Origin of the sequence: Methylobacterium sp. Leaf100, from assembly GCF_001422845.1 — a bacterium.
Classification (GTDB): Bacteria; Pseudomonadota; Alphaproteobacteria; order Rhizobiales; family Beijerinckiaceae; genus Methylobacterium.
This window is the reverse complement of sequence record NZ_LMMW01000056.1, coordinates 119,949-143,411: the sequence shown is the minus strand read 5'-3', so window position 1 is coordinate 143,411 and position 23,463 is coordinate 119,949. Positions and strand designations below refer to the sequence as shown.

The window sequence follows — 23,463 nt, the reverse complement described above, 5'->3', positions numbered from 1 at the left end:
GGGATTCTACGACGCAGCGGGATCACGCCCCGCGCGTGCGTCCCGCTATAGCGCCGAGCGGCCCCGGACCATAGCGGCGCAGCACGCGACTGGTTTCCGAGACGATGACCGGGCGGGGGCCGGACAGGTCGATGGTGAGAACGAGGTCCGACACACCCTGTGCCCGGGTGCCGCGGGCCGGGTTCTCTGCGCGGTAGTCGAAGGTGGTGCGGACGATGCAGGTCGCGGTGGCGGCGTTGCAGGCGGTGCGCGTGGCGCCGGATTGCGGCTCGTAGCGGCGCACCGGCCAGCGGGCGGCGAAGTGGCGCTTCTCGGCCATCAGCGCGGCCAGGGAAACGACCCGGCCATGGAAGCGCACACGCTCGCCGTAGAAGCGCGGTGCGGCGGTCACGAGACCGAGGCCCGGAGCGGAGACGCTGTCGAGATAGTCGTCGCTCAGGCGCTCCGCCGCGGCGGCCCATTCGGGGAACCGGTCGGCCGAGGCCATGGACGTTGCGGGGGCTGCCGTCGCCATGGGCGTCGCCGGCACGGCGGGGACACGCGACAGGCGGCGGGGCGGCGCATCCTCGGGCCCCCGATACCGGGCGGACGGACGAGCCGGGCGGCGCACCGCAGCCGGCGGACTCGGTTCCGCCCTGGCGGAGGCCCGCGGCGTGCCGGAATCCGATTGCATCCTCGCTCCGGTCCGGGCTTCGGGCTCGCTGCCGGATCCGGCCTTGGCCGCATCGCCCTTCGTCTCGGTCATGCCCTGGGCCTTGCCCTCGGTCTTGGCCGGCGGATCGATCCAGCCCGGTCCCGACTGGGCCTGGGCCGGCCCACCGATCCAAAGGACGCCCATCAACGCGGCGGAGCAGACGGAACACGAACCGTAGCGCATGACATCATCACCGGGGTCGCGACCGATGCGAAAGGTTCGGGGAGCAGAGCGGTCGATGGGGGTTGAACGTTTCGTGAGCGCGCTCGGTTTCGCGCCATCGACGCTCAACGTACGATGATCCGCGACCGTGGCGCCAGGGCCACAGCCTCACGATCCCGCTTTCCCGGTGCCCTCGGCCTTGCCATCCCGGGCGGGCAACCCACCTTGACCGTACTGGGTCCGGGCCCCTCTGGCGGTCGAGGCGTTGACCGTGATGTCGGACCCCTTCTCTGCCTTTGCGCTCACGCGGCGCGAACGCACCGGAGGGTCTCCAACCCCATGCCGATTCAGATTTCCCGTCGCACCGTTCCCGAGGCCTCCGCGTGAGCGCCGGTCCGCGGGCCCGCCGGGGCCTCCTCCTCGTCAACCCCAATGCCCGCAACGGCGGCTTCTCCCTCGATGCCGTGCGCGAGGCCCTGCGCGAGGGCGGCATCGAACCCTTCGAGCCACCGGGCGATCCCGACTGCACGGCCGTCATCAAGCGGCATGCGGCGCAAAGCGACTTGGTGATCCTCGGCGGCGGCGACGGGACCCTGAACGCGGCGGCGCCCGCCCTCGTCGAGACGGGCCTGCCCCTCGGCATCCTGCCGCTCGGCACCGCCAACGACCTCGCCCGCTCTCTCGGCCTGCCCCCCGATCCGGTGGCGGCCGCGACCCTCATCGCCACGGAGGAGGCCCGGCCGGTCGATCTCGGCTGCGTCAACGGCCACTACTATTTCAACGTCGCCAGCATCGGCTTCTCGGCCGAGCTCGCCGGCGACCTCACGGCCGAATCCAAGAAGAAGTGGGGCACCGTCGGTTACGGCATCGCCGCCATGCGGGTCCTGCGCCGGGTGCGGCCGTTCACTGTGTATCTCGAGCATGACGGGCAGACCGAGACGATCACCACCATCCAGGTCTCGGTGGGCAACGGGCGTCATTACGGCGGCGGCATGACCGTGGAGGAAACCGCCACCGTCGACGACGGCAAGCTCGACTTCTACAGCCTGGAGGTGAAGCACTGGTGGCGGCTGCTCGCCCTGCTGCCGGCCCTGCGGCGGGGCACGCAAGGGAAGGCCGCGGACGTGCGTGCCTTCCACACCACCGAAATCGTGGTGAAGACGAAGAAGCCCCGGCCGGTGAACACCGACGGCGAGCTGTCGACCTACACGCCGGCCCACTTCAAGGTCTTCCCCAAGGCCGTCCGCATCTTCGCGCCGGAGGCGTCGCAGCGCCCGGGCGTCGCGCGTCCTACCTTCACCCTGCCCTTCTAGTACCTTCGCCTTCTAGTACCCTGCCCTTCTCGACGTTCGGAACAGCCCTCCCGTGGACAGCATCCTTCCCCTTCTCAGCGACCCGACCGCCTGGGCGGCCCTCGCCACCCTCATCGTGATGGAGGTGGTCCTCGGCATCGACAACCTGATCTTCATCTCGATCCTGACGAACAAGCTGCCGGCCCACCAGCAGGACCGGGCGCGGCGCATCGGCATCGGCCTCGCCCTGGTGCTGCGCCTCGGGTTGCTCGGGACCGTCGCCTACATCGTCGCCCTGACGCAGCCGGTCTTCACGGTGTTGGGCCACGCCTTCTCCTGGCGCGACCTGATCCTCATCGGCGGCGGTCTCTTCCTGCTGTGGAAGGCCACCAAGGAGATCCACCACACCATGGAGCCGGAGCCGGAGGACAAGGGCCTGGGGCAGGCCGTGACCCTCGGCTTCGCCACGGCCATCGGCCAGATCCTCGTCCTCGACCTCGTGTTCTCCATCGACAGCATCATCACGGCGGTGGGCATGACCGAGCACGTGCCCATCATGGTGGTGGCCGTCGTCGTCGCCGTGACGGTGATGCTGGTGGCGGCGAACCCGCTCTCGCGCTTCATCGCCGCCAATCCCACGGTGGTGATGCTGGCGCTGGGCTTCCTCATCATGATCGGCATGACGCTGATCGCGGAGGGGTTCGGTGCCCACGTCTCCAAGGGCTACATCTACACCGCCATGGCGTTCTCGGCCGGTGTCGAAGGCCTCAACATGCTGTCCCGGCGTCGCCGCAGGGCCAAGCAGGGCGCAGCCGGCCCCGCCGAGGGGTAGGACCCGTCGGTTTCACGGGAAAACAAGAAGGCCCGCCGGATCGCTCCGGCGGGCCTTCTTCGTATGGGCACACGACGTCCCGCCCACAGGCGGACGAGCGGCACGGTTTCATACCAAGTCCGGTCGATCGCTTCGCGATGCGGATTTGGGCTTCGCCGAGGCGCCGCGCGGGCCGCCTGAGACTGTCTCCGAATGGATCATCCGGAGACAGTCTCAGAGGATGGATTCGGTGCCGGCTGCCTCGCGTTTGCAGATCGCCTGATCGGGCGCCGAGCCCCCCCCGGCGACGAGCTTGGTGATTTCCGCCCGGGCCCGCTCCAGATCGGCCCGGAACCCCGCATCCCCCTGAAGGGCCGCGAAGACGATGCTTCCGGCGGTACGGCCGGCCTGGACATCGCTCATCCAGTGCAAACCGCAGACGACGCGACTCTCGCCGTAGGACCGGGCGCGCACGAAGAACTGGGTCGCCTTCTCGGGCATCAGCGCGGCCATGATCGAAGCGTAGGTCCAGCCCTGGGTCGCGTGGCTCGAGGGGAAGCTGAACGCGTTGGCGATCTCGGCCGAGCGGACGACACAGATCTCCGCGTCGTTGCCGACGAACGGGCGGATACGGCGGTAATGTTCCTTCGGCCCCCGGGTCGCGCGGGCGATGTCGAGGCGCGAGCGCTCCAGCAGGGTCATCAGGGCAGGTGCGCGGGCCTGATCGATGCGCTGGCCGATGACGCAGGCGAAATCGTCGAGGATCGCCGAGGCGCCGTCGGCGACGTCCGTGGTGGCCAGAACCCAGCGGGGGGTGCCCTTGAGGGAGCGGGTCGCCGTGAAGGCGGCCTTGTCGGCGGTTTCCGCCGCCGACTGGCCGCGCGGCGGCGCGGGGAGGATCGCCACGGTGTCGGGCGCCACGGCGTCGGCGAGATAAGGCTGGCGCGCCACCTTGGCCGGCGTCACCGGCGTGGTGGCTACGGAGGGGGCGGAGGCGGGTTTGCGGGGTGCATCCTTGACGGGCGCATCCTTGGCCAGTGTATCCTTGGCCAATGGATCTTTGGGCTGCATATCCTCGGCGCAGACCGGCCCGATTCCAGCGACGGTGGCGAGGAGGACGAGGGCGAAGGGTAGGCGGGCCATCGGCGTCTCTGAGAGCGTGTGTGGAACTGGGGACGAAAGGCGGAGCAGCCTCGTGTCATAGGGTTCCCATGTAACGGCCCTATGGCAAGGGTCGATCCTTCGCACACGCCGCCTGAACAGTGCCCGACGGCGTGTTTTGTCACTCGCCGCGCCGGCGCGCCGTTGAGATCTTTCCCCGGGCGTTTCGTGACGCCCCTCGCGCCCTCAGGCCGCGCGGATCGCCGCCGCGACTTCGCCGGGATACTCCTCGTGCGGGCTCAGGGCACCCGGCACCGACGCGCGGGCGACGTGGCCGGTGGCGACGAGCGCATCCATCTCGGCGCCGGAGCGGCGCGGCGCCCGTTCGGGGCGCAGGACGAGGATCGGCGGCAGGCCGTCATCGGTGAACAGGTCGAGGAAGTCCTTGCGGGTCTCGCACGGGTCGAGGCCGCCGGTGACGAAGGCGGCGGTGCCGAAGCGGCCGCCGGGGTGGCGGGTGACGGCGTGCTTGTCGGCGATGACACCCGGCGTGACGTGGGCGGGATCGGCGTAGACGTGGGCCCGCATCATCCGGCCGATCACCGGCGGGCTGATGTTGAGGCGGTACAGGGCTTCGCCGAGCACCGGCAGCTCGACGGCGCGGCGGATGCCCGCGATGAGGCCGCGCCGGTTCGGTCCCATCATGGTGGGGAACGGGCCGCGCCAGGTCGGCGCCACGAGGACGAGACGCGCGAACAGGCCGGGATGCCGTCGGGCCGCCGCCACGAGATAACCCGCCGCGTGGCCCGCGGCGACGCCGAGCGCATAGGGGCCGCGCTCCGCCGCCAGCAGGGCGTCGAGGAACCCGTGCATCGTGGTGGGATTCAGGGCGATCCGCGGCCGCGTCCGGTCGCCGAAGCCCGGCCAGTCCGGTACGTGGCATCGGAAGTCATGGCCAAGGTCCCGCGCCAGCGGCCGCATCTCGGCCCGGGCCGAGATCGACGACAGGGCGGGGAGCAGCAGGGCATCGGGACCGTTGCCGATCACGTCGCACGGCGTCGGCAGCGGCCGTCCGGCGACGGTGAGGGACAGGCTACGGGCGGAGCAGGCCGGCTCGATCATCGCGCAGTTCCAACGGGTGCGTCGTCGGCAAGATGGGGTCGCCCCCCTCCCCCCGACATGCGGCACAATACCAGTGCTCCCGCCGCTCCGAAGCGGGATCGCGGCGATCCGCCGGACGGGTCTGCCCGCCGGCGGGGGGCCAGACCCCGCCGAGCCTGCGCTCGACCGGGGTCCGCCGACGGATTCAGGTCCGCAGCAGTTCGTTGATGGCGGTCTTGGAGCGGGTGCCGGCATCGACGCGCTTGACGATGACCGCGCAGTACAGGCCCGGGCCGGGCGTGCCGTCCGGCAGGTCCTTGCCCGGCGTGGTGCCGGAGACCACGACGGAGTACGGCGGCACGCGGCCGTACATGACCTCGCCCGTCGACCGGTCGATGATCTTGGTGGAGGCGCCGATGTAGACGCCCATGGAGAGCACGCTGCCCTCGCCGACGATCACGCCCTCGGCCACCTCGGCGCGAGCGCCGATGAAGCAGTTGTCCTCGATGATGACCGGATTGGCCTGGAGCGGCTCGAGCACCCCGGCGATGCCGGCGCCGCCGGAGATGTGGCAGTTCTTCCCCACCTGCGCGCAGGAGCCGATGGTGACCCAGGTGTCGACCATGGTGCCCTCGCCGACATGGGCGCCGAGGTTGATGAAGGACGGCATCAGCACCGCGCCGGGCGCGATGTAGGAGCCGCGCCGCACGACGCAGCCGGGCACCGCCCGGAAGCCGGCCTCGCGAAAATGCTTCTTCTTCCAGCCCTCGAACTTGGACGGGACCTTGTCCCACCAGGTCGCGCCGTCGGGGCCGCCATGGATGATCTCCATGTCGTTGAGGCGGAAGGACAGCAGCACCGCCTTCTTGAGCCACTGGTTGACCTGCCACTCGCCGTCCACCTTCTCGGCGACGCGGGCCTTGCCGGCATCGAGGAGGTCGAGGGCGTGCTCCACGGCGTCGCGCACGGCGCCCTTGGTGCCGGTGTCGATGCCGGCGCGCTCCTCCCAGGCGGTCTCGATGGTGGTGGCGAGGTCGGCGTGGGACATGACGGCTTCCGGGGATGAGACGAGGGTTCCGTGCTTACAAAAGCCCGCCCGCCCTGTCACCTCGGCCGCGTCACCCGTCAGCCGGCAGTCAGGGGTTTCGACGCGGCGTGGCCGCAGGCGTCGAAGCGGCGCTGGATCAGGACGTAGTCCTTGCGCGTGGTGTTGAAGTACTTCGCCGAGACGGAAACCTCCGGTTTGCCCGGCGCCCCCGACGGAAGCCGGTCCGTGATCCGTTCGATGGTGCAGCACTCGGTCCGGTCGTCGAGGTAGTCGAGACGGTTGCCGTAGGCGCGTCCACCGTGATCGCCCTCGCGGACGATGTTGCCGATCATGATGTCGATGAAGTTCTGGTCGGTGAGGGAGCTGTTGGTCTCGTGGCAGACCATGAGCCGGCCGGAATAGACCGCGACGGCGTAGATGCCTCCCAGGCTGACGAGGCCGAGGAAGGCCACGCCGGCGATCTGCGCCCGCCGGTCCTGCGCGTCCTGCGCGAGATGGTTCAGCATGGTCCTGAAGTGTCTCCGAGGAAGGCCGGAACTCCACCGATCCCCCTCATCCGTTCCGCTGATCCAGCCTGCGCCCGCGTGTCTTAGGAAAGACCTCACGCGGTCGTGAGCATTCGCGACATCGATCGAAAGAGGACCGTCCGAACTCCGGGGACCGGCGCTCGGGCGCCGCGCGGGCTCACGTTGCTGGCTCAGGCGCCGCGCGGGCTATGCCACCGCGCCGCCATCACCCCGAAGCACGGGCGTCACGGCATCGAAGCGCCGGCGAACCCGGTCGAGGTCGCCCGCGAGGGAGGTCAGGTCGTCGGCGAGTTCGTCGTGGATGGCCTGCGCGGCCTGCGGGAATTCCGCCAGCACCCGCCGCATCAGGACGGGCGTGATGCGGAGTACCTCCGCCGCCGCCGCCGCATGGGCGTCCGTCGGCCGCTCACCGGGCAGGAGCAGGGCGAGTCGGCCGATGAGGGCGGAGCGGCCGAGCGTGATGGTCTCGCCGCCGGCCACGCGGGGCGCCAGGGCGATGGTGCCCGACAGGACGACGAAGCCGCCATCCGAGGCGTCGCCGCGGGCGAACAGCCGGTCGCCGGAGCCCAGGCTGCGCCGCTCTGCGGCGAAGGAGAGCAGGCGCAGGGCGTCGCGGCCCAGGAATCCGAACAGGGGGGCGCCGGCCAGGATCGCGATGTCGTCGTCCAGCCCCAAGCCGCCCTATCCCTTCCGTCGATGGGCGAGCTTACCGCAAGCCGCGCGGCGGCGCGATACGCTACGGAAGCAGCTTGTAGCCGCCGCCCTCTGTCACCAGGATCGCCGCGAGTCCCGGATTCGGCTCGATCTTCTGGCGCAGGCGATAGATGTGCGTCTCGAGGGTGTGGGTGGTCACCTGGGCGTTGTAGCCCCAGACTTCCGCGAGCAGCGTGTCCCGGCCCACCACCGCACACCCGGCGCGGTAGAGGAAGCGCAGGATCGCGGTCTCCTTCTCGGTCAGCTTCAGCTTCGACCCGCGCGCGTCGACCAGGAGCTTGGCGCCGGGGCGGAAGGTGTAGGGCCCGATCTGGAACACCGCATCCTCACTCGCCTCGTGGCTGCGCAGGTGGGCGCGGATGCGGGCGAGCAGGACCGCGAACTTGAACGGCTTGGTGACGTAGTCGTTGGCTCCGGCTTCGAGCCCCTCCACCGTGTCGTCCTCGGAATCCTGGCCCGTGAGCATGATGACGGGCCCGCGATAGCCGTTCCGGCGCATGGCCCGCACGGCCTCGCGTCCGTCCATGTCGGGCAGGCCGACATCCATCACCACGAGGTCGATGCGATCGTCGGTCACGCAGGCGATGGCGCTGGTGGCATCCGCCAGGCCGATCACCCGGAACTCTTCGTAGAGGTCCAGTTGCTCCGTCAGGGTTTCCCGCAACGAAGCATCGTCGTCGCAGACCAGCAGGCGATGGGTATTGGGCATCGACCAGACGACTTTCGCGCACGAGTGAGGTCACGTCCAGCGCGTGATCCTCAGACCAGGGGAAGGGATTAAGGCGTCCGCCTCAAGCTGAATCCAGAGAGGCGGCGGCAGAACGAAAACGATTTGATGGACCGCGCGTCTTCAGGAAAAGACGCGCGTATGCGCAGTAATATCCCCACAAACGACCGACGACTGCCTAAAGTTTCAGTCCGGTCGCGTGGCAAATGACGGAGGGGCCGAAGGTCTGCCGATGATGGCATCCCGTGCCGTCCCGGGCGATAAGGTGCCCCATGAAACGAACGACGCTCTCGCACCTGCGCGTCCGTGCCCTCGTGGGCGACCGCACCCGTGGACAGGTTCTCGCCGGTCCGGCCGTCATCCCCTGTGCCCTCGGGCGCTCGGGGCTGGTCCAGCGCAAGCGCGAGGGCGACGGCGGCTCGCCGCGGGGGCACTTTCGCCTGCGGGGGGGCGCCTACCGTCCCGACGTGTTCGCGGCCCGACCGCGCACCGCCCTCGCCCTGCGCGCGACGCGACCGAGCGACGGCTGGTGCGACGAGCCCGGGGACCGGCGCTACAACCGGCCCGTCACCCTGCCCTGCCCCGTGAGCACGGAACGGATGTGGCGGGACGACGGTCTGTACGACCTCGTCATCGACCTCGACTACAATCGCGGACCGATCCGCAAGCGCCTCGGTTCGGCGATCTTCTTCCACTGCGCGCGGCCGGGCTACACCCCGACGGAGGGCTGCGTCGCCCTGAAGCGCGCGGATCTCGCCCGGCTCCTGCGCCGTCTCGGGCCGCGCACGCGGATGTGGATCGGATAACCTCATGGTACGCGCCGTCAGTGCGCCGGCACGGCGTTCGGAACGCCGTCGCCCCGCCGCTCCAGATCGGCCAGGGTCAGGATCAGACCGGCCGCGATCAGGCACAGGGCGCCGGCGGCGAAGAAGGCCGGCAGGTAGCTCGACAGCGCCGTGCGCGACAGGCCGGCACCGTAGGCCACCGTCGCCGCGCCGAGCTGATGCCCGGCAAACACCCATCCGAACACGAGGTTCGCCCGCTCCCGGCCGAAGCGCGACGCCGTCAACCGCACGGTCGGCGGCACGGTGGCGATCCAGTCGAGGCCGTAGAAGGCCGCGAACAGCGAGAGCCCGACGAACGAGAAGTCCGAGAACGGCAGGAACATCAGCGAGAGGCCGCGCAGGCCGTAGTACCAGAACAGCAGCCAGCGGTTGTCGTAGCGGTCGGACAGCCAGCCCGACGCGACGGTGCCGACGAAGTCGAAGATCCCCATCGCGGCGAGCACGCTGGCGCCCTGGACGGGACCGATGCCGTAATCGGCGCACAGGGGAATGAAGTGGGTCTGGATCAGTCCGTTGGTGCTGGCCCCGCAGATGAAGAACGTGGCGAACAGAACCCAGAAAACCCGCGTCCGTCCGGCGTCGCGCAGGACCGCGACGGCCCCGCCCGCCGTCGGGGTCGAGGCGGCCGCGAGGGGTCTCGTCTCGCCGTAGGGCAGCAGGCCGAGATCCTCCGGCCGGTCGCGCATCAGGGCCAGGACGCCGAGCCCTGCGGCGAGCAGGAGCCCGCAGATCAGCAGGAGGGACGCCCGCCAGCCGAACCGCTCGGTCAGCGCCGCCAGGACCGGCAGCACCACGAGCTGGCCCGTGGCCGAACTCGCCGTGAGCAGGCCGACCACGAGGCCGCGGCGATGGGAGAACCACCGGGTCGCCACCGTCGCGCCGAGAACCAGGGCCGTCAGCCCGGTACCGATCCCGACGACCACGCCCCACAGCAGGATCAGGTGCCAGACCTGGCTCATCCAAAGGGACGCCACGAGGCCGCCGGCGATGAGGGACAGGGCGGTCAGGACGACGCGGCGCGGACCGTACCGGTTCATCAGGGCGGCCGCGAAAGGTCCCATCAGGCCGAACAGCACCAGCCGGATGGCCAGGGCCGAGGAGATCGTCGCCGTGTCCCAGCCGAACTCCTTTTGCAGCGGCAGGATCAGCACGCCCGGCGCGCCCACGGCGCCCGCCGTCACCAGCATGGTCAGGAACGTGACCGCCACCACCACCCAGCCATAGTGGATGTCGCGGCGCGCGAAGGCGCCCGCCAGGGCCGTCGAAGGGTGGAGGGCCCGAAAGGCCATGCCTGATCGCTCCGGGGCGAACCGCCTGTCTCAGATGCGCGTTGCATAGGCGCATATGCACGCTTTATTCAAGCATCCCCCGTCGCGTCGTGGCGAAACATCTGGAAGTACCGGCATGACGGAGCCCACCCCCATCGCAATCTGCACGTGTCTCGCCGTCCGGCAGGGCGCACGGCAACTGACGCAATTCTACGACCGGCACCTCGCGCCGGCGGGACTGCGGGCGACACAGTATCCGATACTGGCCCGGCTCGGCCGGTCGGGTCCGATGTCGATCAACGCCCTCGCCACCGGGATGGTGATGGACCGCACCACGCTGGGCCGGGCGCTGCGTCCCCTCGAGCGGGAGGGATTGCTGGCGATCGGCGTCGGACGCGATGCCCGGACCCGCAAACTCTCACTGACGCCGGCGGGTGCGGAGCGCCTGGCTGCCGCGGCGCCGCTCTGGCAAGGGGCGCAGGCCGCCTTCGAGCAGGGATTCGGGCCCCCCGAGGCGGCGGCCCTTCGCGCCGCCATGGCGCGGGTGGTGGATACGCTCTGACGGCGCGGTCCTACTGGGTTCTGGAGGGCCGAGCCCCGAAGATCGCCGTACCGACGCGGATATGCGTGGCGCCCATCTGGATCGCCGCCGGGTAATCCGCGCTCATGCCCATGGACAGGATCGGCAGGTTGTGGCGTGCCGCGATGCGGGCGAGCAGGGCGAAATGGGCCGAGGGCGGGTCCTCCGCCGGGGGAATGCACATCAGCCCGTCGATCGCGAGGCCGTGGGTGTCGCGACACTCGGCGAGCAGGGCATCGACATGGGCCGGCGAGACGCCGGCCTTCTGCGGCTCGTCGCCGGTGTTGACCTGGACGAGGAGCTTCGGGGTCCGGCCGCTCCGCGCGATCTCCTTCCCGAGTGCCGCGGCCAGGGAGAGCCGGTCGAGGCCGTGGATCACGTCGAACAGCTCTACCGCCTCGCGGGCCTTGTTCGACTGGAGCGGCCCGACGAGGTGCAACTCCACGTCCGGGAACCGCTCCCGCAGGGCCGGCCACTTCGCCTTCGATTCCTGGACGTAGTTCTCTCCGAACACCCGGTGTCCCGCTTCCAGGGCCGGCAGGATGCCTTCGGCTGAAATCAGTTTCGAGACGGCGACGAGGGCGATGGACGCCGGATCGCGTTCGGCATCGTCGGCCGCCTGCCGGATTTTTCCGCGCACGGCCTCCAGGCCGGCGACGACATCGACGGCGGGCGGGCGGGCATACTCGAAGGGGGCGTCGGCCATGGGGTTCGTTCTCGGAGGGGTCGTGAGATCTGGGATCGGACTACCATTCCGAACGCGCACGGCAAGGCAGGGGTCCCGGCAAGAACACGGGTGCCGGCAAGGCAGAGCCGCTGACACGGCAGAACTCCCGACCCAGCAAGATTTCCAGGCGCGCCTTCGTGTTGACCGGGTGACGCCGCGTGGTAGTCCGGCGGCCAACCCTTTCGGGCGCGCCTGGACGCCGCCCGCTCCTCCATTTGGATGGCGCCCGCCATGACCCAGTCCGCCCGCCCCGCCGCGCCCGAGCGTTACAACGCCAAGGAGACCGAGCCGCGCTGGCAGCAGGCCTGGAATGAGGCCGGCATCTACGCCACCAGGAACGACGACGGCCGGCCGAAATACTACGTGCTGGAGATGTTCCCCTACCCGTCCGGGCGCATCCACATGGGCCACGTGCGCAACTACGCCATGGGCGACGTGGTGGCCCGCTACAAGCGGGCGCGCGGCTTCAACGTGCTGCACCCCATGGGCTGGGACGCCTTCGGCCTGCCGGCCGAGAACGCCGCCATGGAGCGCAAGGTCAACCCGCGCGAATGGACCTACGCCAACATCGCCACCATGCGCGGCCAGCTCCAGAGCATGGGCCTGTCCCTGGACTGGAGCCGCGAGATCGCGACCTGCGATCCCGACTACTACAAGCACCAGCAGCGCATGTTCCTCGATTTCCTCGACAAGGGACTGGTGACGCGCCGCACGGCCAAGGTGAACTGGGACCCGGTGGACCACACGGTGCTCGCCAACGAGCAGGTCATCGACGGGCGCGGCTGGCGCTCGGGCGCCCTGGTGGAGCAGCGCGAGCTGACCCAGTGGTTCTTCAAGATCACCGACTTCGCCCAGGACCTGTACGACGCCCTCGACGGCCTGGAGCGGTGGCCGGAAAAAGTCCGGGTGATGCAGAAGAACTGGATCGGACGCTCGGAAGGGCTGGAGGTCCGCTTCGCCCTCGACGCGCCCCCCTCCGGCGTGGGGCCGGAGGTGAAGGTCTACACCACCCGCCCCGACACCCTGTTCGGCGCGAAGTTCTTGGCGATCGCGGCCGACCACCCGATCGCGGCGGCGCTCGCGCCCGCGCGCCCTGAACTCCAGACGTTCATCGAAGAGTGCCGCCGCACGGGCACGGCCCAGGCCGCCATCGATACGGCGGAGAAGCTCGGATTCGACACGGGGCTGAGGGTGCGCCACCCCCTCGACCCGTCGTGGCTGCTGCCGGTCTACGTCGCGAACTTCGTGCTGATGGAATACGGCACCGGGGCGGTGTTCGGCTGCCCGGCCCACGACCAGCGCGATCTGGATTTCGCCAACAAGTACGGCCTCGGCAACACTCCGGTGGTCTGCCCTGAAGAGCAGGACGCCAAGACCTTCGTCGTCACCGACACCGCCTATGACGGCGACGGCCGGATGATCAATTCGCGCTTCCTCGACGACATGACCACGGACGAGGCGTTCGATGCGGTGGCGAACCGCCTCGAATCCGAGACCCTTTCGGGCGCCCCCATCGCATCGCGAAAGGTGCAGTTCCGGTTGCGCGACTGGGGCGTGTCGCGCCAGCGCTACTGGGGGTGCCCGATCCCGATCATCCATTGCGACGCCTGCGGCCCCGTGTCGGTGCCCGTGGCCGACCTGCCCGTGCGCCTGCCCGACGAGGTCTCGTTCGACGTGCCCGGCAATCCGCTGGAGCGCGACCACGCTTGGCGCGACGTCCCCTGCCCCACCTGCGGGAAGCCGGCCCGGCGCGAGACCGACACCATGGACACGTTCGTGGATTCGTCCTGGTACTACGCGCGCTTCACCGCACCGTGGCTGCAGGACGCGCCCACAGACCGCAAGGCCGTCGATCAGTGGCTCGCCGTGGACCAGTATATCGGCGGCATCGAGCACGCGATCCTGCACCTGCTTTACGCGCGCTTCTTCATGCGGGCGATGCAAGCCACCGGCTGGTCCGGCGTGTCCGAGCCCTTCGACGGGTTGTTCACGCAGGGCATGGTCGTCCACGAGACCTACAAGGACGCGGCCGGCGCCTGGGTTCAGCCGGCCGACATCCGCATCACCGCCGAGTCCGGTGAGCGCCAGGCGTTCCACGTGAAAACCGATGCGCCCATCGCCATCGGTGCCATCGAGAAGATGTCGAAGTCGAAGAAGAACGTCGTCGACCCCGACGACATCATCGCGAGCTACGGCGCCGATACCGCACGCTGGTTCATGCTCTCGGACTCACCGCCCGAGCGCGACGTGATCTGGACCGAGGACGGCGTCCAGGGTGCAGCCCGCTTCGTCCAGCGCGTCTGGCGCCTCGTCTCCCTCGCGGCGGGGGCGAACGGCACGGCGGGCGCAAACGACGCCGCCCTGCGCAAGGCGGCACACAAGGCCCTGGCCTCCGTCGAGGAGGATGTCGAGCGCCTGCGCTTCAACCGCTGCGTGGCGCACATCTACACCCTCGCCAACGCCCTCGACGAAGCCCTGCGCGGCGGCGTCGACGCGGGGGCCGCCCGAGAAGCCGCCGGCATCCTCACCCAACTCGTGGCACCGATGATGCCGCATCTCGCCGAAGAGTGCTGGCACGCCCTCGGTCGCGACGGCCTCGTGGCCCAGGCGCCCTGGCCCGTAGCGGATCGTGCGCTCCTGGTTGAGGATTCCGTCACCCTCCCCGTCCAGATCAACGGCAAGAAGCGGGCGGACGTGACCGTGCCGCGCGACGCCGACAAGGCCGAGGTCGAACGCCTGACGCTCCTGGACGAGGCCGTGCGGAAGGCCCTCGAAGGCCGTGCACCGAAGAAGGTGATCGTCGTACCCGGCCGGATCGTCAACCTCGTCGTGTAGGCCCACGATCCGGCCGGAGACGAAGCGTAAACCACACGGCCACTAGGGTGGCGGCGGGCCTGGCTTCGCCGTACACAGCGAGCTCGGCCCTTCGAAACTGGGCAGTCGGAACGGCGGCGACGATGATGCGTGTGGCGATTCGGACGGAGCGGAACGGCCTTGCGCGTCGGGCGGCCCGGGTGGCGCTCGTCTGCGCCCTCGGCCTCAATCTCTCCGCATGCTTCCGGCCCCTCTACGGCCCCACTGCTTCAGGTGAGCCCATGGCGGCCCTGCTCGCGTCCGTGCAGGTGGACGACGTCAGCATGGCCCAGGGCCAGGAGCGCATCGGCCACTATCTGCGCAGCGAATTGATCTTCGATCTCGACGGCTCGGGCCAGCCCTCGACCAAGCGCTACCGCCTCAAGATGCAGGGCAGCGAGACGGTGCAGACCCCCATCGTCTCGTCCCAGACCGGTCGCGCCGAGGCCGGGACCATCATCGCCAACGTGAAGTACTCCCTGGAGAATCTCGACGGCACCAAGATCATCAGCGAAGGTGTCGCGACCTCGACGGCGACCTACGACCGCTCGGTGCAGCGCTTCGCCTCCCTGCGTGCTGCCCGCGATGCGGAGATCCGTCTCGCCAAGGTGCTGGCCGACCAGATCAAGACCCGCATCGCCTCCGTGCTGGTGACGAAGCCCTGACGGGCTCGCCCGCATGACCGCCGTCAAGGCCAGCGATGTCGAGGCGCTGATCCGGCGCGGGCCCGACCCGCGCATCGCGGTGCTGCTCCTCTACGGACCGGACACCGGCCTGGTGTTCGAGCGTGCCAAGCGCCTCGCCGAAGCCTTCGTCTCCGATCCGGGCGACCCGTTCGCCATGGTGAAGATCGACGGCGACACCCTGGCGCAGGATGCCGGCCGACTCGTCGACGAGGCCGGCACCGTCGGCCTGTTCGGCGGCAACCGCACGATCTGGGTGCGGGCGGGAAGCCGCAACTACGCACCGGCCGTCGAGGCCGCCCTGAAGGCCGAGATCACTCAGGCCCGCATCGTCGTGGAGGCCGGGGATCTGGCGAAATCCGCGCCGCTGCGCACCCTCTGCGAGAAGTCGCCCAAGGCCCTGGCGATCCCGTGCTACCCGGACGACGAGCGCGCCCTCGGCGACCTCATCGAGCGCACCCTGCAGGAGCAGGGGCTTCGGATCGCCCGCGAGGCGCGCGACGTGCTGGCGACGAGCCTCGGGGGAGATCGCGGTGCCAGCCTGTCGGAGATCGAGAAGCTGGCGCTCTACGCCCGCGGGCAGGACACGGTGAGCCTCGACGACGTCGAGGCCGTGGTGAGCGACGTCGCCGCCAGTGTCCTCAACACACTGATCGACGCGGCCTTCTCGGGCCGCACCACCGATGTCGAGCGCGATTACCGCCGCTTTCGCCACGAGGGCATGGACCCTTCGGTGATGCTCGGCTCGGCCCTGCGCCACGCCCTGACGCTCCTCGCCACCCGTCTGGCCGGGGAGGGGCAGAGCGCCAGCATGATGGTCGGCAATTGGCGCGGTCTGCATTTTCGCCGCAAGGCCACGGCGGAGACCCAGCTCGCGCGCTGGACGCCTCCGGCGCTCCGCCACGCGATCCAGCTCTTGCAGGAGGCCGTGCTGGCCTGCCGCCGCTCGCCGCCGGATCTCGCCCACGCCAACGCGTCGAGCACCCTCCTGCGGATCGCCTCAGAGGCTGCGCGGCGGCGCTGAAGGGGGCACCCCGCCTCAACGAGGCGGGGGGATCGTCTTTACCCCTGCGGGCTCACCTGAAGCAGACGGCAGAGACCATCGAGCTCTTCGGCGGTCTCGTACCGGATGCGGATCTCGCCCGTGCCGGCGGCCTTGGTCTTGAACGAGACCGGCATGCCGATCGCCCGGCCCATGGCCTGCTCCAAGGACCGCAGGGTGGCGTCCTTCTCGGCACCACGGCGGGGACGGCCGGGTCGGGGGGCGTCGCTATCTGGAACCTCGGCCGACGCCAGGGCCTCGACCTCGCGCACCGACATCCCCTCCTCGACGATCCGCCGGGCGACGGCCTCGGGATCCTTCACCGCCAGGAGGGCGCGAGCGTGGCCCGCCGTGATCTCGCCGGCGACCACCCGATCCTGGATCGCGGGAGACAGCTGCAGCAGGCGCAGGGTGTTGGCAAGATGGCTGCGGCTCTTGCCGATGATCTCGGCCAACTCGCTCTGGTTGTACTGAAACTCGCTCATCAGCCGCTCGTAGCCGGCCGCCTCTTCGATGGCGTTGAGGTCCGTGCGCTGGACGTTCTCCAGAATGGCGAATTCGAGCGAGGTGCGGTCGTCGATCTCGACGGTGACCACCGGGACTTCCGTCAGGCCCGCACGCTGGGCCGCCCGCCAACGGCGCTCACCGGCCACGATCTCGAACGTGTCGGGCACGCCCGACAAGGCCCGGACCACGATGGGCTGGATGATGCCCCGGACCTTGATCGACGCCGCAAGTTCTTCGAGATCGGCTTCCGTGAAGCGCCGGCGCGGGTTGCGTGGGTTCGGTCGCAGGAACTCCACCGCGACCTTGCGCTGGGCCTGGGACCGGTTCGCGTCGGCCCCCTCGTCGCCGAAATCACCGATCAGGGCCGCGAGACCACGCCCGAGCCGAGGCCGCACCACATCATCCGCCATCGCCACCCGCTCGACTCCGTTACGCACTGTTTTCATGGATTAGGCCGCGACGGGCAGACGCCCCTCGCGCTGGATGATCTCGGAGGCGAGGCGGAGATAGGCTTGGCTGCCGGCGCATTTGAGATCGTAGAGCAGCACCGGTTTGCCATGCGACGGCGCTTCCGACACGCGCACATTGCGGGGAATCATGGTCTCGTAGACCTTGTCGCCCATGAAGCTGCGCACGTCGGCCACCACCTGTGCGGAGAGGTTGTTGCGCGGATCGAACATCGTCAGGACGATCCCCTGGATGGTCAGGCGCGCGTTGAGGGCGCCCCGGACCTGCTCGACGGTGCGCAGCAACTGGCTCAAGCCTTCCAGGGCGAAGAACTCGCATTGCAGGGGCACCAGCACCGCGTCGGCTGCCGCCAGGGCGTTGATGGTGAGGAGGTTGAGCGAGGGCGGGCAATCGATGAGGACGTAGGTCACGCCCTGCGTCGTCCCGCTCTGGCCGACGCCCTTCAGGACGTTGCGCAGCCGGTGCGCCCGGTCGGGGGCGGTCGCCATCTCCATTTCCAGGCCGAGGAGATCCATGGTCGAGGGGGCGACCATGAGACGGGGCACGGCCGTCTGCACGCAGGCGGCTCCCAGCTCCGCCTCCCCCGCCAACACATGATAGGTCGAGACCTTGCGCTGGCGCCGGTCGACACCGAGCCCTGTCGAGGCGTTGCCCTGCGGATCGAGGTCGATCACCAGGACCGACTCCCCGATGGCAGCGAGCGCCGTGCCGAGGTTGATCGCCGTCGTGGTCTTGCCGACCCCGCCCTTCTGGTTGGCGAGGGCGAGGATGCGCAGGGGCCGGTCCGGCCTGCCGCCGCTGAGGGGATCGGATGTGGGAGCGCTGGTCATGAATCCACGCGGGAGAGGGCCGTGACGCGGACGATCCGCGCGTCAGAATCGGTACGGCTCGGCACAAGATCGTAAACGAATCTCCACCGTTGCGCCGCCTCGGTCAATTCGGATTGCACGTCACGCCCCTTGGGAAACAGCGCGACGGTGCCGGTTTTCAACAGGGGCTCGGTCCAGGCAAGCAGCTGGGTGAGGGGAGCGAGCGCGCGGGCGCACACGATCTCGACACCGGTCTGGCTGCCGATCGCATCCTCGATCCGGACGTTGTGCACCCGCGCGGGTGCCGAAGTCAGGCGCGCGGATTCGTGGAGGAACGCGCATTTGCGCGCGTTGCTCTCGATGAGATCGACCTGAAAGCCCGGCCGCCCGTGACCGGCCAGCGCCAGGATCAGGCCGGGAATGCCAGCCCCTGAACCAAGGTCGAGCCAGCGCGTGGCATCCGGCGCCAACGCCGCGAGTTGCAGCGCGTCGGCGATGTGACGGGTCCAGACTTCGTCGAGTGTCGCGGGACCGACGAGGTTCTTCACCGTCTGCCACCGGCGAAGCTGCTCGACATAAACGTCCAGCCTCGACGCTGTTTCACGTGAAACACCGGCCTCGGAGAGGACGCGGTCGCGTCCGAACTCAGCTTGCATGCGCGGCACTCGGGCGGTGCCCACGCCGGGCATGAGCAGCGAGCAAGGTCAGCGCCGCTGGGGTCACGCCTTCGATCCGTGCCGCCTGGCCGAGGGTTCCGGGACGCACGGTTTCCAACTTGCTCCGCATCTCGTTGGACAGGCCGGGAATCGCGCCGTAATCCAGACGGGCGGGGAGGGCGACGGCCTCGTCACGCCGGAACGCAGCTATGTCGGCGTTCTGGCGATCGAGATAGACCGCATAGGTGGCGTCCGTCTGGAGACGCTCGGCGATCCGGTCCGGGACACCCGAGAGGTCCGGCCATACCGCGGCAAGCCGGGCCCAGTCGATCTCCGGGTAGGAGAGCAGTTGGAACGCCGAGCGCCGGATCCCGTCCTGGTTGAGCGGGATGCCGTGCGCAGCGGCCTCGTTCGGTGTGAGACTCAGGCCGTCGAGACAGGCCCTTGCCGCGTGAAGCCCCCCCTGCGCCTGGGCGAAGTGGCTGGCGCGGCGGGTCCCGACGCAGCCCAACGCCGCACCGCGCGGCGTCAGCCGCTCATCGGCGTTGTCGACGCGGAGGGACAGGCGATACTCGGAGCGCGAGGTGAACATGCGATAGGGCTCGCTCACCCCGTGGGTGACGAGGTCGTCGATCATGACCCCGAGATAGGATTCCGCCCGGTCGAAGGTGGCGAGCTCGGCCCCACCGGCCAAACGCGCCGCATTGAGACCGGCCACCAGCCCCTGCCCTGCCGCCTCCTCGTAGCCGGTGGTGCCGTTGATCTGCCCGGCCAGGAACAGACCCGGCAACCGGCGCGTCTGAAGCGTCGTATCGAGTTCGCGGGGATCGACGTAGTCGTACTCGATGGCATACCCCGGACGCACGATGGTAGCGCGCTCCAGGCCCGGGATCAGGGCGATCACTGCGCGCTGCACCGCCTCCGGCAAGGCGGTGGAAATTCCGTTGGGATAGACCGTGGGATCGTCGAGCCCTTCGGGTTCGAGGAAGATCTGGTGGCCCTCCCGGTCGCCGAACCGCACGACCTTGTCCTCGATCGACGGACAGTAGCGCGGGCCACGACTGGCAATTCCACCGGAATACATCGGCGAGCGATGGAGATTGGCCCGGATGAGGTCGTGTACCGCCTGGGTGGTGCGGGTGATGCCACACTGAATCTGCGGCGTAGTGATCCGCTCGGTCAAAGTCGAGAACGGCACGGGATCGGCGTCGGCCGACTGCATCTCGAGTCCGGACCAGGCGATGGTACGCCCGTCGAGGCGGGCCGGTGTCCCGGTCTTCAGACGCCCCAGTGCGAAACCATGACGATCCAATGTTTCGGCAAGGCCGATGGACGGGCCTTCGCCGACTCGTCCAGCGGGGGTTTGGATCTCTCCGATATGAATGAGACCGCGCAAGAAGGTGCCGGTGGTCAGCACCACGGCGGCGCAGGGGAGGGCACGTCCATCCCCCAGGACGACACCCACGACTCGGCCGTCGTGAACGGTGAGGTCGCCGACTTCGCCCTCGATCACCGTGAGGTTCGCCGTCTCGGCGATGGCGGCCTGCATGGCGGCGGCGTAGAGCTTGCGGTCGGCCTGGGTGCGTGGGCCGCGCACGGCCGGTCCCTTACGCCGGTTGAGCAGGCGAAACTGGATCCCGGCCGCGTCGGCGACCCGTCCCATGAGACCATCGAGGGCATCGACTTCCCGGACGAGATGCCCCTTGCCGAGCCCGCCGATGGCGGGGTTGCAGGACATCGCACCGATGGTCGCGGCGCTATGGGTCACCAGGGCCGTGCGGGCACCGAACCGTGCGGCAGCGGCGGCGGCTTCGGTGCCGGCGTGACCACCGCCGACGACGATCACGTCATAGGGCAGAACGAAATGGAGCATGGCGCTGGAGTACGCGCCCGAGCGCGCCACCGTCAACGATTCCGGCGGTTTTTCACGTGAAACTGCGGGCCTGTCTACTTTCCGATACAGAACCCGGAGAACAGCCGATCGAGCATTTCCTCGACACCGACCTGACCCGCAACCTCGCCCAGGGCCCGCACGGCGAGACGCAGATCTTCCGCGGCGAGTTCGGGTAGGACAGCGCCCTGCACCAAGCGGTCGAGGTGATCGCGACAGCGCGTCAGCCCCTCCCGGTGCCGCTGGCGCGTGATGAGCGCGGCCTCGCCCCCGATCGACACCGAGGCATGGTGTTCGATGGCATCGAGAAGGGTGTCGAGCCCCTCGCCGGTCATCGCCGAGATGACGTGGCCCTCGGCGGAGCGCGAACCCTCGGACAGATCAGCCTTCGTCTGGACCCGAAGCACCGGGGGCATCGGAACGGACAGATCGGTCATGTCGGAGGTCGAACCGGCCTCCGCCAGGAGAAGCACGAGATCGGCTTGGGCGATGCGAGCCCTTGTCCGGCGGATGCCCTCGGCTTCGAGGGCGTCGCCGGCCTCGCGCAGGCCCGCCGTATCGATCAAGAGAACCGGCAAGCCGCCGAGATCGCAGCGTACCTCGATGACGTCGCGGGTCGTGCCGGGAACCGGGGAGACGATGGCCGCGTCACGCCGACTGAGGGCATTCAGCAGGGTGGATTTGCCAGCGTTCGGTGGACCGGCGAGGACGACGGTGAAGCCGTCGCGCAGGCGCTCGCCGCGCCCCCCGTCATCGAGGGCGGCGGCGATGGCATCGCGGATCACCCGGGCCTTGGCAAACAGGGCGGCGTCGAGGGCATCGTCGTCGACATCGCCCTCGTCGGAGAAATCGAGGGCGGCTTCGACGCCGGCGAGGAGATCGATGAGGCGGTCGCGCCACGCCGCGACCCGACGACCGAGTGCACCGTCGAGTTGGCGCAGGGCCTGGCGGCGCTGGGCTTCGGTTTCGGCGTCGATGAGGTCGGCGATGCCCTCGGCCTCGGTGAGACCCAGGCGACCGTTGAGGAAGGCGCGCCGGGTGAAGGCTCCCGGCTCGGCCGGAATGCATCCGGGAAGAGCCGCAAGAGCACCCAGCACCGCCGCGCGGACGGCCGGACCGCCATGGAGATGGAGTTCGGCCATGTCTTCGCCCGTGAACGTGCCGGGTCCCGGCATCCACACGACGAGGGCCTGATCCAAGGTCTCCTGCACTTGCGGCGCCTGCAGGGTTCGCAGGACGAGGCGACGGGGAGCGGGGAGGGAGCCCGACAGGCGGATCAGGACCGATGCGGAGGCGGGGCCGCTGATCCGGATCACCGCGACAGCAGCGCGGCCGAAGCCACTCGCCGGCGCGAAGATCGTGGGGGGCTGGTCCATCACCGGGCAGTCACAGCTTAGTGGCTAATTTCATAAGCCGGCAAGAGATATAGTTTCCGGCGGAATTCGTTGTTTTTTAACACTGACTTGCGTGCCGGGTCGGTCTGGCACTCGGTCGGAACGAAACGAATTTTTCGGCCCCCTCCCACGCCAAAGGAAAGGAGGGGGCCTTCTCGAAAAGCTCAGGTGTTCATCGAGTCGAAGAAGTCGTTGTTGCTCTTGGTCTGGCGCAGCTTGTCCATGAGGAACTCAATGGCGTCGGTGACGCCCATCGGGTTGAGGATGCGGCGCAGCACGTAGGTCTTCTTGAGCGAGTCCGGCGGAACCAGGAGCTCTTCCTTGCGGGTGCCCGAGCGGGTGATGTCGATGGCCGGGAAGATGCGCTTGTCCGAGACCTTGCGGTCCAGGATGATCTCGGAGTTGCCGGTGCCCTTGAACTCCTCGAAGATCACCTCGTCCATGCGCGAGCCGGTGTCGATGAGGGCGGTCGCGATGATCGAGAGCGAGCCGCCTTCCTCGATGTTGCGGGCGGCACCGAAGAAGCGCTTCGGCCGCTGTAGGGCGTTGGCGTCGACGCCGCCGGTCAGCACCTTGCCGGAGGACGGCACCACGGTGTTGTAGGCCCGGCCGAGGCGGGTGATCGAATCGAGCAGGATGACCACGTCGCGGCCGTGCTCCACGAGGCGCTTGGCCTTCTCGATCACCATCTCGGCCACCTGCACGTGACGAGTGGCCGGCTCATCGAAGGTCGAGGCGATGACCTCGCCCTTCACCGAGCGGATCATGTCGGTCACTTCCTCGGGGCGCTCGTCGATGAGCAGCACGATGAGGTAGCATTCCGGGTGGTTGATGGTGATCGACTGAGCGATGTTCTGCATCAGCACGGTCTTGCCCGTGCGCGGCGGCGCCACGATCAGGGCGCGCTGGCCCTTACCGATGGGGGCGACGATGTCGATGATCCGAGGGCTGAAATCTTTCTTCGGCGGATTGTCCAGTTCGAGCTTGAAGCGCTGCGTCGGGAACAGCGGCGTCAGGTTGTCGAAGTGGACCTTGTGCTTGATCTTCTCCGGGTTCTCGAAGTTGATCGTGTTGACCTTGAGCAGGGCGAAGTAGCGCTCGCCGTCCTTCGGACCCCGGATCGGCCCCTCCACCGTGTCGCCCGTGCGCAGGCCGAATCGGCGGATCTGGGTCGGCGAGATGTAGATGTCGTCGGGACCCGGCAGGTAGTTCGAATCGGACGAGCGCAGGAAGCCGAAGCCGTCCTGCAGCACTTCGACGGTGCCGGCGCCGATGATCTCGACCTCCTTGGCCGCGAGCTGCTTCAAGATGGCGAACATCAGCTCCTGCTTGCGCATGGTCGAGGCGTTCTCGACCTCGACCTCTTCGGCGAAAGCGATCAGGTCGGTCGGCGTCTTCGACTTGAGATCCTGGAGCTTGACCTCGCGCTTGCTATCGAGATCGGCGGCGGCAAGGCCGCCCTCGGCCAGCGAATCCACGGGTTCAAGGGCGTCGTATGAGGCTGTCATGGGAATTCAAAACCTGGGAATTCAAAACCGCGGCAGGACGGACGGAAGGGCGGAA

Annotated in this window: 22 protein-coding genes; 7 read left to right on the top strand and 15 right to left on the bottom strand. The window is 69.0% G+C overall.

Going from position 1 to position 23,463, the window contains the following annotated elements:
* Nucleotides 1-22: 22 nt before the first annotated feature.
* Complete coding sequence (locus ASF25_RS23000) at nucleotides 23-877, bottom strand: hypothetical protein (protein WP_056306314.1); 855 nt, start codon at nucleotides 875-877, stop codon at nucleotides 23-25.
* A 362-nt stretch (nucleotides 878-1,239) separates the two neighbouring features.
* Here ASF25_RS23000 and ASF25_RS18190 point away from each other — a divergent pair, with 362 nt between their 5' ends.
* Both ASF25_RS18190 and ASF25_RS18185 read left to right on the top strand, forming a co-directional pair.
* Entirely contained in the window at nucleotides 1,240-2,169 is a 930-nt protein-coding gene (locus ASF25_RS18190; RefSeq protein WP_056306312.1) for a lipid kinase, read from the top strand.
* 52 nt (nucleotides 2,170-2,221) lie between these two features.
* Entirely contained in the window at nucleotides 2,222-2,980 is a 759-nt protein-coding gene (locus ASF25_RS18185) for a TerC family protein (protein ID WP_056306310.1), read from the top strand.
* A gap of 213 nt (nucleotides 2,981-3,193) precedes the next feature.
* Here ASF25_RS18185 and ASF25_RS18180 read toward each other — a convergent pair whose 3' ends face one another.
* The 6 genes from ASF25_RS18180 to ASF25_RS18155 form a co-directional block, all read right to left on the bottom strand.
* On the bottom strand, nucleotides 3,194-4,102 hold the full coding sequence (locus ASF25_RS18180) for a phosphatase PAP2 family protein (RefSeq protein ID WP_082502900.1): 909 nt from the start codon (nucleotides 4,100-4,102) through the stop codon (nucleotides 3,194-3,196).
* A gap of 204 nt (nucleotides 4,103-4,306) precedes the next feature.
* A complete protein-coding gene (locus tag ASF25_RS18175; RefSeq protein ID WP_056172462.1) occupies nucleotides 4,307-5,182 on the bottom strand; it encodes an alpha/beta hydrolase in 876 nt (291 codons plus the stop codon).
* A 184-nt stretch (nucleotides 5,183-5,366) separates the two neighbouring features.
* Nucleotides 5,367-6,209: a 2,3,4,5-tetrahydropyridine-2,6-dicarboxylate N-succinyltransferase gene (gene dapD / locus ASF25_RS18170; protein ID WP_056172465.1), complete on the bottom strand. Its 843-nt coding sequence runs from the start codon at nucleotides 6,207-6,209 to the stop codon at nucleotides 5,367-5,369.
* Nucleotides 6,210-6,286: 77 nt separating this feature from the next.
* The gene (locus tag ASF25_RS18165) at nucleotides 6,287-6,715 is read right to left on the bottom strand and encodes a hypothetical protein (protein WP_056172468.1); all 429 of its coding nucleotides are present in this window, start codon (nucleotides 6,713-6,715) and stop codon (nucleotides 6,287-6,289) included.
* A 207-nt stretch (nucleotides 6,716-6,922) separates the two neighbouring features.
* Nucleotides 6,923-7,411 carry a Crp/Fnr family transcriptional regulator gene (locus tag ASF25_RS18160; protein WP_056266720.1) on the bottom strand — a complete coding sequence of 163 codons (489 nt, stop codon included), beginning with the start codon at nucleotides 7,409-7,411 and terminating at the stop codon, nucleotides 6,923-6,925.
* 61 nt (nucleotides 7,412-7,472) lie between these two features.
* On the bottom strand, nucleotides 7,473-8,159 hold the full coding sequence (locus ASF25_RS18155; protein ID WP_056172474.1) for a response regulator transcription factor: 687 nt from the start codon (nucleotides 8,157-8,159) through the stop codon (nucleotides 7,473-7,475).
* A 290-nt stretch (nucleotides 8,160-8,449) separates the two neighbouring features.
* Between ASF25_RS18155 and ASF25_RS18150 the strand changes: the two genes are divergently transcribed.
* Complete coding sequence (locus ASF25_RS18150; RefSeq protein WP_056172476.1) at nucleotides 8,450-8,983, top strand: L,D-transpeptidase family protein; 534 nt, start codon at nucleotides 8,450-8,452, stop codon at nucleotides 8,981-8,983.
* 17 nt (nucleotides 8,984-9,000) lie between these two features.
* On the opposite strand, the gene ASF25_RS18145 is transcribed toward ASF25_RS18150, so the two are convergent.
* Nucleotides 9,001-10,311 carry an MFS transporter gene (locus ASF25_RS18145; RefSeq protein ID WP_056306308.1) on the bottom strand — a complete coding sequence of 437 codons (1,311 nt, stop codon included), beginning with the start codon at nucleotides 10,309-10,311 and terminating at the stop codon, nucleotides 9,001-9,003.
* A 115-nt stretch (nucleotides 10,312-10,426) separates the two neighbouring features.
* On the opposite strand from ASF25_RS18145, the gene ASF25_RS18140 reads away from it, so the two are divergent.
* Nucleotides 10,427-10,852, top strand: coding sequence for a MarR family winged helix-turn-helix transcriptional regulator (locus ASF25_RS18140; protein WP_056172483.1), 426 nt, complete (start codon nucleotides 10,427-10,429; stop codon nucleotides 10,850-10,852).
* A 10-nt stretch (nucleotides 10,853-10,862) separates the two neighbouring features.
* On the opposite strand, the gene ASF25_RS18135 is transcribed toward ASF25_RS18140, so the two are convergent.
* Nucleotides 10,863-11,576 (bottom strand): YggS family pyridoxal phosphate-dependent enzyme, encoded by a 714-nt coding sequence (locus ASF25_RS18135; protein ID WP_056306306.1) that lies wholly within the window; start codon nucleotides 11,574-11,576, stop codon nucleotides 10,863-10,865.
* Between the two features lie 252 nt (nucleotides 11,577-11,828).
* Here ASF25_RS18135 and leuS point away from each other — a divergent pair, with 252 nt between their 5' ends.
* From leuS to holA, 3 genes are all read left to right on the top strand, one after another.
* Nucleotides 11,829-14,432, top strand: a complete 2,604-nt coding sequence (gene leuS, locus ASF25_RS18130) for a leucine--tRNA ligase (protein WP_056306304.1) — start codon at nucleotides 11,829-11,831, stop codon at nucleotides 14,430-14,432.
* 125 nt (nucleotides 14,433-14,557) lie between these two features.
* Nucleotides 14,558-15,115 carry an LPS assembly lipoprotein LptE gene (lptE, locus tag ASF25_RS18125; protein ID WP_056172987.1) on the top strand — a complete coding sequence of 186 codons (558 nt, stop codon included), beginning with the start codon at nucleotides 14,558-14,560 and terminating at the stop codon, nucleotides 15,113-15,115.
* Between the two features lie 13 nt (nucleotides 15,116-15,128).
* Complete coding sequence (gene holA / locus ASF25_RS18120) at nucleotides 15,129-16,157, top strand: DNA polymerase III subunit delta (RefSeq protein WP_056306301.1); 1,029 nt, start codon at nucleotides 15,129-15,131, stop codon at nucleotides 16,155-16,157.
* A 38-nt stretch (nucleotides 16,158-16,195) separates the two neighbouring features.
* Here holA and ASF25_RS18115 read toward each other — a convergent pair whose 3' ends face one another.
* The 6 genes from ASF25_RS18115 to rho all read right to left on the bottom strand — a co-directional run bounded on the left by ASF25_RS18115 (nucleotide 16,196) and on the right by rho (nucleotide 23,408).
* Nucleotides 16,196-17,092, bottom strand: a complete 897-nt coding sequence (locus tag ASF25_RS18115) for a ParB/RepB/Spo0J family partition protein (protein WP_056172496.1) — start codon at nucleotides 17,090-17,092, stop codon at nucleotides 16,196-16,198.
* A 39-nt stretch (nucleotides 17,093-17,131) separates the two neighbouring features.
* Complete coding sequence (locus tag ASF25_RS18110) at nucleotides 17,132-17,980, bottom strand: ParA family protein (RefSeq protein WP_056172499.1); 849 nt, start codon at nucleotides 17,978-17,980, stop codon at nucleotides 17,132-17,134.
* Nucleotides 17,977-18,615 (bottom strand): 16S rRNA (guanine(527)-N(7))-methyltransferase RsmG, encoded by a 639-nt coding sequence (gene rsmG / locus ASF25_RS18105; protein ID WP_056306394.1) that lies wholly within the window; start codon nucleotides 18,613-18,615, stop codon nucleotides 17,977-17,979. Before rsmG ends, ASF25_RS18110 begins: the two co-directional genes overlap by 4 nt.
* Nucleotides 18,605-20,488: a tRNA uridine-5-carboxymethylaminomethyl(34) synthesis enzyme MnmG gene (gene mnmG / locus ASF25_RS18100; RefSeq protein WP_056306299.1), complete on the bottom strand. Its 1,884-nt coding sequence runs from the start codon at nucleotides 20,486-20,488 to the stop codon at nucleotides 18,605-18,607. The genes rsmG and mnmG overlap by 11 nt, the downstream gene beginning before the upstream one ends.
* A gap of 74 nt (nucleotides 20,489-20,562) precedes the next feature.
* Nucleotides 20,563-21,882: a tRNA uridine-5-carboxymethylaminomethyl(34) synthesis GTPase MnmE gene (gene mnmE, locus ASF25_RS18095; protein ID WP_056306297.1), complete on the bottom strand. Its 1,320-nt coding sequence runs from the start codon at nucleotides 21,880-21,882 to the stop codon at nucleotides 20,563-20,565.
* A gap of 182 nt (nucleotides 21,883-22,064) precedes the next feature.
* Nucleotides 22,065-23,408 carry a transcription termination factor Rho gene (gene rho, locus ASF25_RS18090; RefSeq protein ID WP_056172508.1) on the bottom strand — a complete coding sequence of 448 codons (1,344 nt, stop codon included), beginning with the start codon at nucleotides 23,406-23,408 and terminating at the stop codon, nucleotides 22,065-22,067.
* Nucleotides 23,409-23,463: the final 55 nt, after the last annotated feature.